11 protein-coding genes are annotated in these 15,473 nt (G+C 68.2%); 4 read left to right on the top strand and 7 right to left on the bottom strand.

Annotated elements, in window-relative coordinates; genetic code table 11:
* Positions 1-531, bottom strand: coding sequence for a cytochrome C5 (locus FB560_RS17430; protein ID WP_141873925.1), 531 nt, complete (start codon positions 529-531; stop codon positions 1-3).
* A gap of 55 nt (positions 532-586) precedes the next feature.
* On the opposite strand from FB560_RS17430, the gene FB560_RS17425 reads away from it, so the two are divergent.
* The gene (locus FB560_RS17425) at positions 587-1,318 is read left to right on the top strand and encodes an SGNH/GDSL hydrolase family protein (RefSeq protein ID WP_141873924.1); all 732 of its coding nucleotides are present in this window, start codon (positions 587-589) and stop codon (positions 1,316-1,318) included.
* Between the two features lie 99 nt (positions 1,319-1,417).
* Here FB560_RS17425 and FB560_RS17420 read toward each other — a convergent pair whose 3' ends face one another.
* The 5 genes from FB560_RS17420 to FB560_RS17400 are packed head-to-tail and all read right to left on the bottom strand — an operon-like array spanning position 1,418 to position 8,187.
* The gene (locus FB560_RS17420) at positions 1,418-2,572 is read right to left on the bottom strand and encodes an ROK family transcriptional regulator (protein ID WP_141873922.1); all 1,155 of its coding nucleotides are present in this window, start codon (positions 2,570-2,572) and stop codon (positions 1,418-1,420) included.
* 4 nt (positions 2,573-2,576) lie between these two features.
* Positions 2,577-3,467: a carbohydrate ABC transporter permease gene (locus FB560_RS17415; RefSeq protein ID WP_141873919.1), complete on the bottom strand. Its 891-nt coding sequence runs from the start codon at positions 3,465-3,467 to the stop codon at positions 2,577-2,579.
* Complete coding sequence (locus tag FB560_RS17410; RefSeq protein ID WP_141873917.1) at positions 3,460-4,395, bottom strand: carbohydrate ABC transporter permease; 936 nt, start codon at positions 4,393-4,395, stop codon at positions 3,460-3,462. Before FB560_RS17410 ends, FB560_RS17415 begins: the two co-directional genes overlap by 8 nt.
* On the bottom strand, positions 4,392-5,651 hold the full coding sequence (locus FB560_RS17405; RefSeq protein ID WP_141873915.1) for an ABC transporter substrate-binding protein: 1,260 nt from the start codon (positions 5,649-5,651) through the stop codon (positions 4,392-4,394). Before FB560_RS17405 ends, FB560_RS17410 begins: the two co-directional genes overlap by 4 nt.
* Before the next feature lie 43 nt (positions 5,652-5,694).
* Positions 5,695-8,187 carry a glycoside hydrolase family 97 catalytic domain-containing protein gene (locus FB560_RS17400; protein WP_170198200.1) on the bottom strand — a complete coding sequence of 831 codons (2,493 nt, stop codon included), beginning with the start codon at positions 8,185-8,187 and terminating at the stop codon, positions 5,695-5,697.
* 9 nt (positions 8,188-8,196) lie between these two features.
* On the opposite strand from FB560_RS17400, the gene FB560_RS17395 reads away from it, so the two are divergent.
* Positions 8,197-10,359: an alpha-galactosidase gene (locus tag FB560_RS17395; protein ID WP_141873911.1), complete on the top strand. Its 2,163-nt coding sequence runs from the start codon at positions 8,197-8,199 to the stop codon at positions 10,357-10,359.
* A 73-nt stretch (positions 10,360-10,432) separates the two neighbouring features.
* Here FB560_RS17395 and FB560_RS17390 read toward each other — a convergent pair whose 3' ends face one another.
* The gene (locus tag FB560_RS17390; protein WP_170198199.1) at positions 10,433-13,144 is read right to left on the bottom strand and encodes a glycoside hydrolase family 97 catalytic domain-containing protein; all 2,712 of its coding nucleotides are present in this window, start codon (positions 13,142-13,144) and stop codon (positions 10,433-10,435) included.
* Between the two features lie 214 nt (positions 13,145-13,358).
* Here FB560_RS17390 and FB560_RS17385 point away from each other — a divergent pair, with 214 nt between their 5' ends.
* Positions 13,359-14,099, top strand: coding sequence for a Type 1 glutamine amidotransferase-like domain-containing protein (locus FB560_RS17385; protein ID WP_141873907.1), 741 nt, complete (start codon positions 13,359-13,361; stop codon positions 14,097-14,099).
* The gene (locus FB560_RS17380; protein WP_141873903.1) at positions 14,096-15,451 is read left to right on the top strand and encodes an anaerobic C4-dicarboxylate transporter family protein; all 1,356 of its coding nucleotides are present in this window, start codon (positions 14,096-14,098) and stop codon (positions 15,449-15,451) included. The genes FB560_RS17385 and FB560_RS17380 overlap by 4 nt, the downstream gene beginning before the upstream one ends.
* The last annotated feature ends 22 nt before the right edge of the window (positions 15,452-15,473 follow it).

Below are 15,473 nucleotides of genomic sequence, written 5' to 3'. Positions count from 1 at the left end.
TCAGTCCTCGTCGACACCGCTGATGTGGTCGAGGAGATCGTCGAGCGAATCGAACTCGACGGTCTCCACGCCGTCACGGTCCCTGACCTCGATGCCGGAGACCTCGAGGTCCTCATCCAGCTGCACCAGGATCCGCGAGTCGGGGAACTGGCGCGGGGCGTCGAAGGCCAGCAGCACGGCGTCAGCGAACACGACGGCGGACGTCGCCTCCAGGTCATCGCGCAGTTCGACCTGCTCGATCACCGGCTCGTCGTCCACCGCGTCCTCGATGTCGGCGACGACCTCGTCGATCACCGCCCGCCAGGTCGTCTCGTTCACCGAGAGGATGCGGGAGATCGCCTCGAGCAGTGCGTCGAGGTCGACGTCGTCACCGTGGTCCTCCAGTTCGGGGTCGACGTTCACCGTCACCACGGTGCCCGCGGCGTCGATGCTCGCCCGGCCGTAGACCAGACCGTTCTCGGCCACGGGTTCGTCGAGCAGGCCGCTCTCGACGATGCGGGCGAGAAGGGCGTCGAGCACAGGCGAAGTCATGAGAACAGTCTTTCGCATCCGGACCCGGAGCGGGGCGGCCGATAGGCTCTACCTCGTGCCGAACGCCGAATCCCCCGCCTCCGCCGCATCCGATCTTCGCCGGCTCGCCGACGCTCTCGCGGGCGCGGAGCCGCTCAACTGGGTCATCACCGGCGACTCGATCACGCACGGCCTCGTGCACACGCAGGGCGGGCGCAGCTACCCGGAGCACCTGCACGAGCTGATCCGCGGGGAGCTCGGACGCGTGCGCGACATCGTCATCAACTCGGCCATCAGCGGTCACCGCATCGTCGACATCCTGGGCGACTGGGAGCGACGGGTCTCGTCGTGGCGACCCGACGTGGTGACCCTCATGATCGGCACCAACGACATGTCGACGGGCGGCGTGTGGCCGATCATCTCGGCCGACGACTACGCGGCGTCGCTGCACGAGTTCGTCTCGCGGGTGCGGGCGCTCGGCGCCGTCCCGGTGCTGCAGACCCCTCCGTCGATCGACGCCCTGAACGCCCCGGAGCGCGCCCGCGTCGTCGAGTTCGCCGACGCCGTGCGCGCAGTCGCCGCACGTGACGACGTGATCCTGGTCGACCAGCTCGCCCGCTTCACCGAGCTCGGCGGCGGCCGGGTGCCCTGGGGCCTGATGGACGACCCCTTCCACCCCAACGCCACAGGCCACGCCGCCCTCGCCGTCGAGCTCGCGAAAGCCCTCGGCATCCGCCCCGAGCCGCTGCGCTCGCGCACCCTCGGCCGTCTCGAAGGCCTGGTCGAGGCGGCGGGCGCCCGGGGCTGACCGCCGCTTCGGCGAGCGGTCGGGAGGAGTTCTCCGCCTCGGGAGGACGATCCTCGGCTCAGGCTCCTCCCGAGACCGAATTCTCCTCCCGACGCCGATCTACCGCCCGGTCGCGATCCCGCTCGCGATGTCCTCGATCACACAGGCCGCCGCACCGCGCGCCCAGTCGTCGAACACATGCGGACGCAGCACGATCGCACAGTCGCTCGCGGCACCGAAGGCGTGCTCGGCGAAGGTCTCGCGCAACCGGTCTTCGTAGAGACCGTACTCGGTGACGTTCTCGCCCGCGATGACGACGAGCTCAGGGCCGGTGAGGTTCACCAGCGCCGCCAGTGCGGATCCGATCACCCCGCCCGCGCGTTCGAAGGCGGCTCGGGCGACCGCGTCGTCGGCGTGTGCGAGCGCGAAGGCGTCCTCGACGGTCAGCGAGGGGTCGTCGTGCCCCGCACGGATGTCGTTCAGGATCGCGGCGGTGGATGCGACCGCCTCGACGCATCCGCGCCGACCGCAGCTGCAGACCGCGTCCACCGGGCCGAGCGGCAGGTGACCGATCTCTCCGGCGACACCGTGCGCCCCCTGGACGACCTTGCCGTTCAGGTAGAGTCCGCAGCCGATACCCGTGCCGATGGTGACGACGGCGAACGAGTCGGCATCCCGGCCGGACCCGAACAGCACCTCGGTGGTGGTCAGGGCGCGTACGTCGTTCTCGAGGATCGTCGGGATACCGATCGACTCCTCGAGGATGTGCGCGAGCGGCACGCCGTGCCATCCGAGCAGCGGCGAGTCGCGCACGATCCCGCTCTCGCGATCCACGTCGCCCGACACGGCGACGCCGATGCCGTCGACCGGCGTGGGAGAGGCCGCGCTCAGAGTGTCGACCACGGCGCGCACCGCCTCGATGACATGGTCGACCGCCGAGCTGCGGTTGACCTCGTCGGTGCGTGCGAGCACGCTCGCACCGAGGTCGGTCAACACGCCGTACGTGCGCTCGGCGGTGATCTTGATCCCGATGATGTGGGCGCGATCACGGGCGACCGCGAGCGGGCTGATCGGACGACCGATCGTCGGCGCCGCGCGCGGATCGTCGGTCTCGACGACGAACCCGGCGCCGATCAGCGGAGTCACCGCCTTCGTCACGGCTGCCTGCGAGAGCCCCGTGGCGCGCGAGATGTCGACGCGTCCGAGTGGGCCGTGCGTGAGGATGCGACGGAAGACCGCCACGGAAGCGGGCGAGGTCACCGGTATGCGATTCACAACGTCAGCCTTTCAGACCACTGGAGGCGATGCCCGCAAAGAACTGCCTCTGCAGGGCGATGAAGATCACGACGAGGGGCAGGGAGGCGATGAACGACCCCGCCATCAACGTCGGGTAGTCGGTGCCGTACTGGCCCTGGAGATTGGCGAGACCGACCGGGAGCGTCATGGTGTCGGGCGACGAGGTGACGATGAGCGGCCAGAGCAGGTCGTTCCAAGAGTAGAGCGACGTGAGCACGGCCAGCGCCGCGACGGTCGGGCCCACCATCGGCAGCATCACGCGCCAGAAGACCTGGAAAGCGTTCGCCCCGTCGAGCCTGGCCGCCTCTTCATAGTCGCTCGGCAATGCCAGGAACGCCTGCCGCAGCAGGAAGGTGCCGAACGCCGAGAAGATCCCCGGAATCGCGATCGCCGGCACGGTGTTCAGCAGCCCGAACGCCTTCATCAGGTCGAACTGGGCGATCAGGAACAGCTGGCTCGGCGCCATCAGCATGACGAGGAACAAGAGGAACAGCGCGTCGCGACCGGGGAAGCGGAAGCGCGCGAACCCGTAGGCGGCGAGCGTGCAGATCAGCAGCTGACCGGCCACGCGCAACAGCAGCGAGAGCACCGATACGCCGAGCATGCTGCCGAAGGGGACCGTCGCGAAGAAGCGCTCGAACGCTCCGAAGTCGAGGACTTCGGGGAACAGCACCGGCGGCACGGCGCGCGACTCCGCCACCGACTTGAACGCCGTCAGCAGCTGCCAGACGAAGGGCAGCACCATGAGCGAGGCGCACACGATGAGCACGAGGTGCAGCGGCCACTGCGAGCGGCGGCGACGGCGTCCCGCCGGTCGGGCCCCGTGCGAACCGGGCGCGGAGTGGGGAGCGACCAGAGTGGCGGTCTCAGCCATAGAACACCGCCTTCCTCTGCAGTCGGAACTGCAGGGCCGTGACGAGCATGATGACCAGCAGCAGGACGATCGCGATCGCGGCGCCGTAGCCGCGGTCGAAGCGCAGGAAGGTCTGCTGGAAGAAGTAGTAGACGATCGTCTGGGATGCCGTCTCGGCCTGCGATCCACGGACGAGCATCACATAGATGAGGTCGAACATCTGCAGCGACGAGATCACCGAGAGCACGGAGACGAAGAAGATGCTCGGAGAGAGAAGAGGCAGCGTCACCGCGAAGAACTGGCGGACCGGGCCCGCGCCGTCCAGGGACGATGCCTCGATCAGCTCGGGAGGGACACCCTGCAGACCGGCGCCGAGGATGATGATGCTGGTCCCGAGGCTCATCCAGATGCCGACGATCGCGACGGCGAAGATCGCGACGCTCGGATCGGCGACCCAGCTCGGTCCGTCGATGCCGATGACTCCGAGCGCCTGGTTGAGCAGCCCGAACTCGCCGTTGAAGATGTAGCGCCACACCATCCCCACCGCGACGGGAAGCGTGACGATCGGGAGGAAGAAGAGCACGCGGTAGATGTTCTTGCCCCGCCGCACGGCGTGGATGAGGGTCGCGAGGACGATGCTGATCGGGATGCCGATGAGCACGATGGCGGTGTACACCGCACTGTTGCCGAGAGCCGACCAGAACTGCGGATCGGCGACGAGCCGGGCGTAGTTGTCGATCCCGGTGAAGGTCTCGCCGCCGAAGGGCTTGGTCTTGGTGAAGCTGAGATAGATCGTGGTCAGCAGTGGCACGATGTACAGCGCGAGCAGGCCCACCAGGGCGGGCGCGATGAAGGCCAGCCCCGGGGCGTTGCGCCGAAGTCGGCTGCGGGAGCGGGTGGTGCGGGCGGAGCGCTCTGCAGCGCCCCGCCCGGTCGTGAGAGTGCTCATTCTTCCTTCGCGAGCGCGTCGTTCATGGCGGCGGCGAGCTTGTCGGCGACCGCCTTGACGCTGTCGGTGCCGTTCCATGCGGCCGGGAGGTACTCGTCTTCGAGCGCGTTCCAGGCCGCGGTGTCGGCGGACACGGGGTACACGACACCGTAGGGCACCTCGTCGATGAACGCCTGCAGGTTGAGCTCGGGCATCGAGTCGACCCACGCCTGCTGCGTTCCTTCGTAGGCGGGGATCACGGCGCCGGTGTCGGCCTGGATCTCCGCCGCCTCCTTGCCGCCGAGGAACAGCAGGAACTTCTTCAGCTCCTCCGGGTGCTTGGTGCCGGCGTATCCGACGTTCTGGATGCCGTTGATCACGGTCGCGCGCTCGGTGCCCTGAGGCAGCACGGTGACGTCGATCTTCGCGCGCAGGTCAGCGTTCTCGTAGAAGCGCTGCGCGTAGAACGAGCCGCCGTAGTACATCGCGACGCTGCCGTTCTCGAACTGGGCCACGGCCTCGGTGTCGGCGAACTGCTCCAGTGTCGGCGAGGAGCCGGCGGCGACGAGGTCGGTCCAGAACTGGATGCCCTCCTGCGTCTTCGGGTCGTCGTAGCCCGACGCTCCATCCTCGATGATGTATCCGCCGGCCTGGGCGACGGTGTTGTAGAAGCCCTCCTGACGGTTCAGCGGGGCGGCGATGCCGTAGACACCGGCATCCGCATCGGTCAGCGCCGCGGCCGCCGTGCTGACGTCATCCCAGGTCCAATCCGCGGTCGGGTAGTCGACACCGGCGGCGTCGAAGAGCTCCTTGTTGTACCAGAGCCCGACCGTGTCGAAGTCCTTCGGGAGGCCGTACAGCTCATCGTTCAGTGTGAACAGATCGACCAGCGCGTCGGGGTAGACGCCCAGGTCGACACCGGCATCCTCGATCGCATCGCTCAGCGGGAGCAGCTGGTCGTTCGCGGCGTACACCTGGAACCGGTCACCCAGCATCCAGAAGGCGTCGGGGGCGGTGCCGCCCTGCGCGCCGACCTGCAGCTTGGTCCAGAAGTCGTTCCACGGGTTGACCTGCAGGTCGACGGTGATGCCCGGGTTCTCCTTCTCGAAGGCGTCGATCAGGGACTGCATCGTCTCGTCCTGGCTCCAGACCCCGTACGTCAGGGTCACATCGCCTCCCTGCGCGTCGCCGCCCGTCGGGGTGCCGGAAGAGCATCCGGCGAGCAGGGCGATGGCAGCGAGAGCTGCCACACCGGATGCTGTGGTCGTTCTGCGCATGTGTTCTTCTCCTCTAGGTCAGCCTGGCGTCCCTGCCAGGTCGTCAATCAGCGAGTCGCAGCGTGAGCCAGTCGACGTGCGTCTCCTCGGCCGCACCGGGGGAGGTGCGGAGTTCCAGGGTGGTGATGCCGGTGACATCGATCTCGAAGGTCGTCGGGGCGCTCCCGCCCGCGAGGGCGAAGCGCGCCGCCACCTCGCCGTCGAGCACGATCTCGGCGTGCGCGTCGGCTGACGGGGTCTCGTCGTCGACCGCGACCGATCCGGTCAGCCGACGCAGGGGGCCGGGGATCGCGAACACGATCGACGACTCCTGCGCGACGCCCAGCCCCTCGGCGAAGACCTCGCCGCACACCGTCAGCACGGCGCCGTCACGGGGGTCGCCTCCGCCGTTCGCGAGACCGCGCTCGACCGGGCCGATCGCGTTGCGCGCCGAGACGAATGCGAGCGCCGACACGTCGTGCGGCCCGCCGTCGAACGGGGCAACGATCCGCACATGCGACGTCACCGGCACCCGATCATGGCCGGGCTTCTCGAGCGTGACGACGACGAGGGTGCCTGGTGCCACCGGCGCCGTGGGCGCCACCGACCAGGCGTGGTCGCCCTCGCGGACCGCCGTCCATCCGAGGGGAAGACGGATGCCGTCGGCGTCGGTCTCGATCACGACGCGGTCTCCGGTGAGGACGCGGAGTCCGCCGTCGTGCGTGGGCGGTGTCAGCGCGACTCGACTTTCGGCACGGTGCACCGCCGTCCCCGCGGGGACCACGATCGCGACGAAACCGCCGCGGGCGGACAGCGAGACCTCGATGACCCCTGCGGCATCCGTCCGACGCTCGTCGATCAATCCGGCGTCGCCATCACGGACGATCCAGACGTCGGCCGGGCCGTCGACCAGGATGCTCGGGTCGAACGAGACCACGGTCTCGCTCTGCGCGGCCCCGATGCAGCCGACGAACCAGCGGTCCTCGTGCCGTCGGGCGAGGGTGGCGTGCGTGTCGGGGTGCCCGTCGAGCAACCGCACCTCGTGCCACGTCGGTGCCAGCTCGGCGAGGAACCGCGCGGCGAGCGGACGCGCACGGTACTGATCGGGATCGTCGGCGAAGTGCGTGATGCCGCTCTCGTAGACGACGCCGAGGGCGAGTTCGTGGGCGTCGCTCGTCTCGCGTTCCGGGGCGCTGAAGGTGACCGGCGTGTAGTCCATCGACCCGACCACGTTGCGCGTGAAGGGCTGGATGACGTTGTGCGCTGCCGAGAGCGGATTGCCGTAGAAGACGTAGTACTCCGCGCCGCGGATGCCCTCGTAGCTGACGACGTGCGGATGCGTGCGGGCCCAGCCGCGGGGGATCACGGAGCCGTGGAAGTTGACGGCGAGTCCCACCCGCGCGGACTCGCCGATGATCGCGTCGTACCAGCGGTAGCGCTCCTGCGCCTCGGACTCCATGAAGTCGACCTTGATCCCCGCGACACCCCACGAGCGCCACAGCTCCAGCTTGCGCAGGCTCTCCTCGCCGTCGAGGTCGCTCCACGAGCTCCACAGGTGCACCTGGATGCCGTGCGCACTCGCGTAGGAGACGAGCTCGGGCACCCATGCGGCATCCCACCCGCAGTCGACCAGCACATGCTCCCAGCCCTGCTCGGCGGCGAAGTCCGTGAATCGTTTCTGCACCTCGAGATACGCACCCGAGTACTGGCTCGACCACCATGACCACGCGGCGCGCCCCGGGCGGGCGACGAACGCATCGGCGGCGGCAGCGGGGGCGAGCTCGTCGACCAGGGTCGAGGCGATGATCTCGGCCGTCGTTCCCGCGATACCCACGCGCCACGGGGTCAGGTGCCCGCTCGCGACGGCGATCAGAGGGTCGGCGGCGACGATCCGGAAGGTTTCGCCGTCGAACGCGACGTGCGCACCCGAGGTGCGTCCGTCGATGTCCGACTCCGAGAGGAGCAGGAACCGCTCGGGGGCGACCTCCAGCAGCAGCGGGAACCCGTAGTCCCCGGCGACGAGGTCTGCGAGGTCGGAACCGAACCGAGGCGTCTCGTACCAGGTCTGGTACTCGAGCACCCAGGAACGGGACTCCGGGGCGACTCCGACCAGCGTGTGCTCATCGCCCAGCACGCGGGCGTCGTCAGGGAGGCGGTAGCGGAAGGCGAAACCGTCTGCCGCGACGCGGATCACGACCGCCCACTCCCGCTCCCCCGTGCGCAGCACCACCGTGGTCTCGGCGTGCACGGCGCTCTGCACGCCCGTCGACTTCCCGAACGCCGCCGTCCATTCCTCGCGCACGCTGTTCTCGACGGATGAGACGATCCGGGCACCGATGCCGAGGTCGGCACCGTCGACGTCGACGCCGAGCGCCACCGTCGCGATGCGCTCGCCGGCGACCTCCCACACGAGCGTCGGGCGCTCGGCGTTCGAGGTGAGGATGGCGCGGCGATCGCCGTGGATGACGTCCACGGCGATCTCGGGAAGGGCATGCGTCACGGGAAGGACTCCGTTGTCGATCGGGTTCGAGTTGCGGTCTTGGATGAGAATACGCATCATTAATTCATGACGTCAAGTATCAAACTTCACGATGCTCAGAAAGTCGCCCGCAGCGGCCTCGCGCATCTTCGCGACGGCGGCGTGAGCGTCCTGTTCACCGTCGACGCCTTCGGAGTACCCGCGATCGCCCACTGGGGCGTGGAGCTGCGGGACGCCGATGTCCCCGGGATCCTCGCCACAGCCGGCCCCGCGGTGATGAACAGCTCCTTCGACATATCCCGCACCTTCTCGATCACCGCGGGTCGCGCCCACGGCTGGTCGGGCACGCCGGCGATCGAGGCGCACGCCGGGGACCGCATCCTCGACGGCTTCACCCCGGTCGGCGGAGAGAGCGATGACACGCACGCGCGCTTCGTGCTGCGCGATGCCTCCGCCACGATCGAGCTCGCGCTCTCCTATCGGATCAATGCCGCCGGCGTGCTGCACTCCTCGGTCTCGGTCTCGCACATCGGCGACGCCCCGCGCGTGGATGTGATGGCCGCCCGGACACTGCTGCCCCTGCCGAGTCGGGCCACGGAGATCCTCGACTTCACCGGGCGATGGACGAAGGAGCGCCTCCCCCAGCGCGCCTCGATCAACGACGGGACCTGGTTGCGCTCCTCGCGCCGCGGTCGCCCGGGTCACGACTCCTCATTCCTCACGCTCGTGGGCACGGAGGGCTTTCGTTTTCGCGCCGGAGAAGTCTGGGCGGCGCACGTCGCCTGGAGCGGCAACCAGGAGATGCTCGTCGAGCGCCTCCCGGAAGGAGCAGGGGTCCATCGCTCGATCCTCGGCGGCGGCGAGCTGGTCGACACGGGAGAGATCGCACTGCAGCCGGGCGAGACGTACACCTCGCCCGAGGTCGTGTCCACCTGGAGCGACGCCGGGATCGACGGGATCACCGCACGACTGCACTCCTCGATGCGCGCCCGGCCGAATCATCCGCAGACTCCCCGCCCGCTGTTGCTGAACACGTGGGAGGCGGTGTACTTCGACCACGACCTCGAGACCCTCACCCGGCTCGCGACGACGGCGGCCGAGGTGGGTGTGGAACGGTTCGTCCTCGACGACGGCTGGTTCCGCGGACGCCGCGACGACCATGCCGGGCTCGGCGACTGGTGGGTCGACCCCGACGTCTGGCCACAGGGGCTCGCACCGCTGTCGGAGCGCGTGCACGCGCTCGGCATGCAGTTCGGGTTGTGGTTCGAGCCCGAGATGGTGAACCCCGACTCCGAACTGGCGCGAGAGCACCCGGAGTGGTTCCTGCAGGAAGCTCCGTCGCTCGCCTGGAGGCACCAGTTCGTGCTCGATCTGTCGCGTGATGACGTGGTGGCCCATCTGCTCGACCGGCTCGACCGCGTGATCACCGAGAGCGGTGTGGACTTCGTCAAGTGGGATCACAACCGCGATCTGCACGCCGCCATCGGCGCGGGCGGTGCGCGACGGGTTCATGCGCACACTCTCGGCCTCTACCGTCTGCTCGACGAGTTGCGCCGACGGCACCCGCGTCTCGAGATCGAATCGTGTGCGAGCGGAGGTGCCCGCACCGATCTGGGCGTCCTCGCCCGCACGGATCGCGTCTGGGCATCCGACTGCAACGACCCGATCGAACGTCAGCAGATCCAGCGGTGGACGCAGACGCTGTTGCCGCCCGAGCTCATCGGTGCACACATCGGTCCGGGCGAATCGCACACCACGCATCGCCACGCGGACTTCTCGTTCCGCGCGATCACGGCGCTGTTCGGCCATGCCGGTCTCGAATGGGATCTGACGACAGCGACGGACGAGGAGCGCGCAGCGATCACGCGATGGACCGCGCTCTACCGCGAGCTGCGCGGCCTGATCCATACGGGCGTCACGGTGCGCGGCGACGACGTCGATCACGGCGCGCTGCTGCACGGCGTGGTGGGCCCAGACCGCCACGAAGCCCTGTTCGCCTGGGTGCGCACCGAGACCAGCGGCGTGGCGAACACCCCTCGCGTCCCGATCCCCGGACTCGATCCCGTGGCCACGTACCGGGTCCGGGTGCGAGAAGAGGTCGGTTCGGCCAGCCGTCACCAGGTGGCGGATCCCGCCTGGATGTCCGGCGACCTCACCGTCACGGGCGCGGTGCTCGCGCAGGGGCTCCCGCTGCCGCTCCTGAATCCCGGCAACGCACTGCTGCTGCACCTGACGGCTGTCGAGGACTAGTCGTCCGGGGCGAAGAGACACAGAAGACGGGGGCCGCGATCGCGACCCCCGTCTTCTGCATATCCCCGCAGCGCTACTGACGGACGATGATCCGATCGACATCAGGGCCGGTCCCACCCGCTGCGTCGAACGTGATCGTGTTCGCCCCGACCGTGAGCGGGAGATGCACGGTCTGCGTGCTCACATCGTTCGCGTTCGCCGTGGCCGGGAACGAGACCGTGATCGGCGATCCTCCGTTGACACGCACCTGCGCGGTCGTGGCCGTCGCCGCCGCGTATCGGAGATGCACCGTCGTCGAACCGGCCTGCAGCGCCTGCACCCCTGCGAACACCAGGGTCGACGACCCCGTCAGCCCCGTGACCTTCTGACCCGAGCATTCCGCGCCCGTGCAGGAGGCCACCACCGCGGAACCCGTGCGGGTGTTGCCCGCCGATTCCGCCTCATACGAGCGGAGCACGATGATCCGGTCGATGTCGGGCGCGTAGCTCGACCCGCCGATCGTGATCGTGTTCGCGCCGGCCGTCAGGGTGACGGGCACCTCGACGTCGCGCACGATGTCCCATCCGCTCGGGTTGCCCGCATTGCCCTTGCCGGAGCGCGGCGGCGAGACCGTCTGCGCCGCGCCGCCGTTGACCGACACCGTGAACGAGCGAGGATCCTCGGCGAGATAGCCGACACGCAGCACGTACGCCCCGGCGACCGGCGCCTGAACCCCGTTGAACCGCACCGTCGCGCCGTTGCCGAGACTGCCGACCTTCGAACCGCCCGAGCATCCGGGGCAGGCCGAGACGCTCGCGCCGCCGGCGAGCGTGTTCCCGCTCGCCTCCGCCTCGAGCACGCGGTCGCCGGTGCCGCTGAACGGCAGCGGCGTCGCGCTGATGTGCACCGTGAGGCCGCCGTGCGCGCGGATCGGCACGGCCAGGGTCGTGGCCGACGTGACCGAGAGCGTCTGGGTGACGATCTGGCGGTCGTTCGCCCCGTCCTTGAAGAGCGTCGCGGTGAACGTCCCCGCGCCGAGGAACGTCAGCGGGATGCTGGTCGTGCGTGCCGCGTCGGCGACCGATCCGATGTACCACTCGGTTCCCGAACGCCGCGCGATGGTCGCGAAGTCGTCAGGGAATCCCTCCACGAGCTTGCTCTCATCCCACACCGTGGGGACCTTGCTGAGCAGGTGACGACCGACCCAGGTCTCGTATGCGGCAGCCGAGTCGGCGAAGTGCTGCATCGCCGAGCTGAACAGCACGCTCTGGGCCAGCTGGTGGGCGTGCGTGGTGAGCAGGTTCGGGTTGGAGAAGATGACGGGGGTCATGTCCATCCCTCCCACCGCATTCCGCGTGAAGGGGTACGTCGCGCTGTCGACGGCTGTCGGGGGACGCCCGTACTTGTACTGCTCGTTGCCGAGGATCGCCTCGGTGGTGATGATGTTCGGGTAGGTGCGGTTCTCCCCCGACGGTTTGGTGCTGCCGTGGAAGTTCACGAGCACCTTCGCCTTCATTGCCGCCTTCGCGATCCGGTCGTACAGCGCCATCGTGTCGAGGCGGTCGCTCTGCATGAAGTCGATCTTGACGCCGGCGATGCCGCGGTTCGCGATGGCCTGCATCGCGGCATCGAGCTGCGCCTGGGTGAAGTACGAGCCGTCACCGTTGACATAGTCGCCCTTGTTCTTCCAGATGAAGATGCCGATGTCACGCTTGGCCCCGTACGCGACGAGCTGCTCGATCGACCCGTCGGTGTCGTTGTAGCAGCAGTCGACCGTGACGTACTGCATGTTCAGCTGCTCGGCGATGTCGATGTACTCCTTCTGGGAGCGCGCCATGTCGTCGCCTTCCGAGGCCTTCTCCTCGTTCGACCACCATGACCACAGCGCCTTGCCCGGACGGATCCAGGAGGTGTCGGTACCCACTGCCGGCGCCGGATTGAGATCGGTGATCAGGCTCGTGTTGACGATCTCGTCGAGTGAGGAGCTCACCGCGATCGCGCGCCACGGGGTCACGAACGATCCGCTGGTCGCGACCTGCGTGGCGGCGGTCGAGGTGTTGAACACATCGTTGTCCGGGCCGGGCAGTTGCACCTTGAGCGTGCGATTGCCGTTGCCCTGTGCGTCGAGCCGGGTCGCCGGATACGTCGGGTTGACGTACACCGCCGCTTCCGAGATCAGGGCCCAGCGGGCGTTGTTCGCGATGCTCGCCAGCGTCGGCATCGAGAAGTGCCGGGTCCCCATCGACGCGGCGGACACGTACGGGTAGGCATCCTCGTAGTCGCGGGCGCTGCGGTAGTCGCTCGCCCACAGGCCGGTGTCGGCCGGGAGCGCGAAGGTCGTGGCTTCACGGGTGATGTTCGTGCTCCCGACGCCGGACACCTCGTAGCGGAATGCGACCCCGTCGTCGTGTGCCTGCACGACGACGGCGAGCTGGGCGCTTCCCCGGTGATAGCGCAACGTCATCTGGTTCGCCGATGACGAGACCGGTCCGTTGAAATGCTCGACCAGCGTGTAGTTCTGCGTGACCGCCGTGTTCGTCTCGGAGTCGAAGGCGAGCGAGGTCGACAGGTCGGAAGCGGCGGTGACGACGCCCATCTTCGATGAGGCGATCACGGTCACCCCGTCCTGCACCACGTTGTAGGTGAGGGTCCCGTCGTTCTCGTTGCGGACGGTGAGGGTCGTCCCGCCGTCAGGAGATGTCACCGTATGGTCGGTCACGGCCGCCGCCGGAGAGGCCGTCACCACCGCCCCCGAGAGCACGAGTGCGGCCACCGCGGCCAAGGAAAGACGTCTGAGTGCAGCCATCATGGCTCCTTCCGCCATCGCATCGTCACGGTGGCGGGATTATCTTTACAAGGTTAAGTTACGTCGTCAAGTAAAAGAATGGAGACCATCGCCCCCTCCCCGCCGCAGATGTCCATGACTGCTGCCGACCTCACAGCCGTTTCCAAGAAGGCCTAGACGCCCTCCCGGCACACCGATATGTTGGCCGCATCTGCAGTCGAGAGCGGGGTGGCTCATGTCTCATGTGGTGGCAACCGGAGCGGGCAAGGCGATGATGGAGCGTCGGAATGATCCGACGCACGACTACATCCTCGAGCTCACGAGGAAGAAGAGACCGCGGGTGCTCTTCGTCGGCACGGCGACCGGGGACGACGCGGCGTACATCGTGAGCTTCTACTCCACGTACGACTCCGACCGCTGCGCGCCGCACCATCTGCCGCTCTTCCATCGCGCGGTCGACGACCTCGCCGGGTTCGTGAAGGGCTTCGACGTGATCCACGTCGGAGGCGGCAACACCGCCAACATGCTCGACGTGTGGAAGCGGCAGGGCCTCGACGAGATCATGCGCGAGATGTGGGAGGACCCCGACTCGAACGTGGTCTTCACGGGCGGGAGCGCCGGCGGCATCTGCTGGTTCGAGGGCGGCACGACCGACAGTTACGGCCCGACCCTCCAGGTGCTCCCCGAAGGGCTCGGATTCCTGCACGGCAGCTTCTGCCCGCACTACGACGCGGAGGATCAGCGACGACCACTGTTCCACGACTCGCTCCTGACCGGCGAGCTCGCCACGGGCTATGCGGTCGGCAATCTGCAGTCGCTGCACTTCGAGAACTCGGAGTTCGTGACGGCGATCAGTCCGGTCGAGAATCCTCTGGCTCTGCGTGTCGAGGCGATCGGCGGCCGGATCGTCGAGACCGAACTCGCGACCGAGATCCTCGTCGGATCCGCTCCCGTCACCCAGGGGCCGTCGTCGTGAACGACAACGTGTGGATCCTGATCGCCCAGCTGATCGTCGTCATCCTCGCGATCTACATGGGCACCCGCACCAGCGGGATCGGCCTGGGCGTCTGGGGCCTGGTCGGCGTCGCCGTCCTCATCTTCGTGTTCGGCGAAGCCCCGGGCAACGCCCCGGTGGATGCCGTCTTCATCGTCATCACGGTCATCACCGCGGCCTCCACCATGCAGGCCGCCGGCGGCATCGACTGGATGGTCTCGGTCGCGGCGAAGGTGATCAGACGCAAACCGAAGTCCGTGGTGTTCCTCGCGCCCGCGATGTCGTTCCTCTTCACCGTCGGCGCCGGCACGGGCAACATCTTCTACCCGCTGCTCCCCGTCATCTACGACGTCTCGTACCAGCAGAAGATCCGCCCGGAGCGGGCACTGTCGGTCTCGGCTGTGGCCTCTCAGGTCGGCATCCTGTGCTCTCCGGTTTCCGCGGCCACGGCCTCGATGGTGGTGCTGCTCGCGCCGCAGGGCGTCGACCTCGGCGGTCTGCTGCTCATCATGTGGCCGGCATCCATCGCCGGTCTCTTCGTCGCCGCTCTCGTCATGATGCGCCACGGCAAGGACCTCGAGGACGACCCCGAGTTCCAGCGCCGCCTGGCCGACAAGCGGATCCAGCCGCCGGTGGTCGATGCGCACGACACCACGCTCCCGCGCACCGCGGTGTTGTCGGCCGCGCTGTTCCTGATCGGCGTCGGCGTGATCGTGCTGTTCGGGCTCTTCCAGGGACTGCGCCCCGTCATCGGCACCGACGATGCCGGCGACCCCGTGCGTCTGAGCGTCACCGTGATCATCGAGGTGGTCATGGGTGTGATCGCGGCCCTGATCTTCGTGTTCTGCAAGGTCAAGGCAGCGGATGTGCCGAAGCAGCCGACGTTCCCCGCCGGCCTCGTCGGGGCGATCGCCCTCTTCGGTATCGCCTGGCTCGCGAACACCTTCGTCGCGGCGAACCAGACGCTCATCGTCGACGGGCTCGGCTCGGTCGTCTCGGGCTCCTCGGCGTTCCTGGGAGCCCTGCTGTTCGCTCTCGCCCTGTTCGCCGTCGCGATGCTCACGACCAGCCAATCGAGCGCGACCAACGCGATCGTGCCGATCGGCATCACGATCGGTCTGCCCGCACCGCTCCTGGTGGGACTCTGGCCGTCGACCATGGGCATCTACACGCTGCCGGCCAACGGCAGCCAGGTCGCGACCGTCGCGTTCGACCAGACCGGCACCACGAAGATGGGAAAGTTCGTCTTCGACCACTCCTTCCAACTGCCGAACCTCGTCTACGTGGGTGTCGCGATCATCGTCGGAGTGACGCTCTCGTTCCTGTTCGCCTGACATGACCGCGTCGGACGGGACG

Source organism: Microbacterium saperdae (genome assembly GCF_006716345.1).
GTDB classification, from domain to species: domain Bacteria; phylum Actinomycetota; class Actinomycetes; order Actinomycetales; family Microbacteriaceae; genus Microbacterium; species Microbacterium saperdae.
This window is presented reverse-complemented; position numbering and strand designations above follow the sequence as displayed.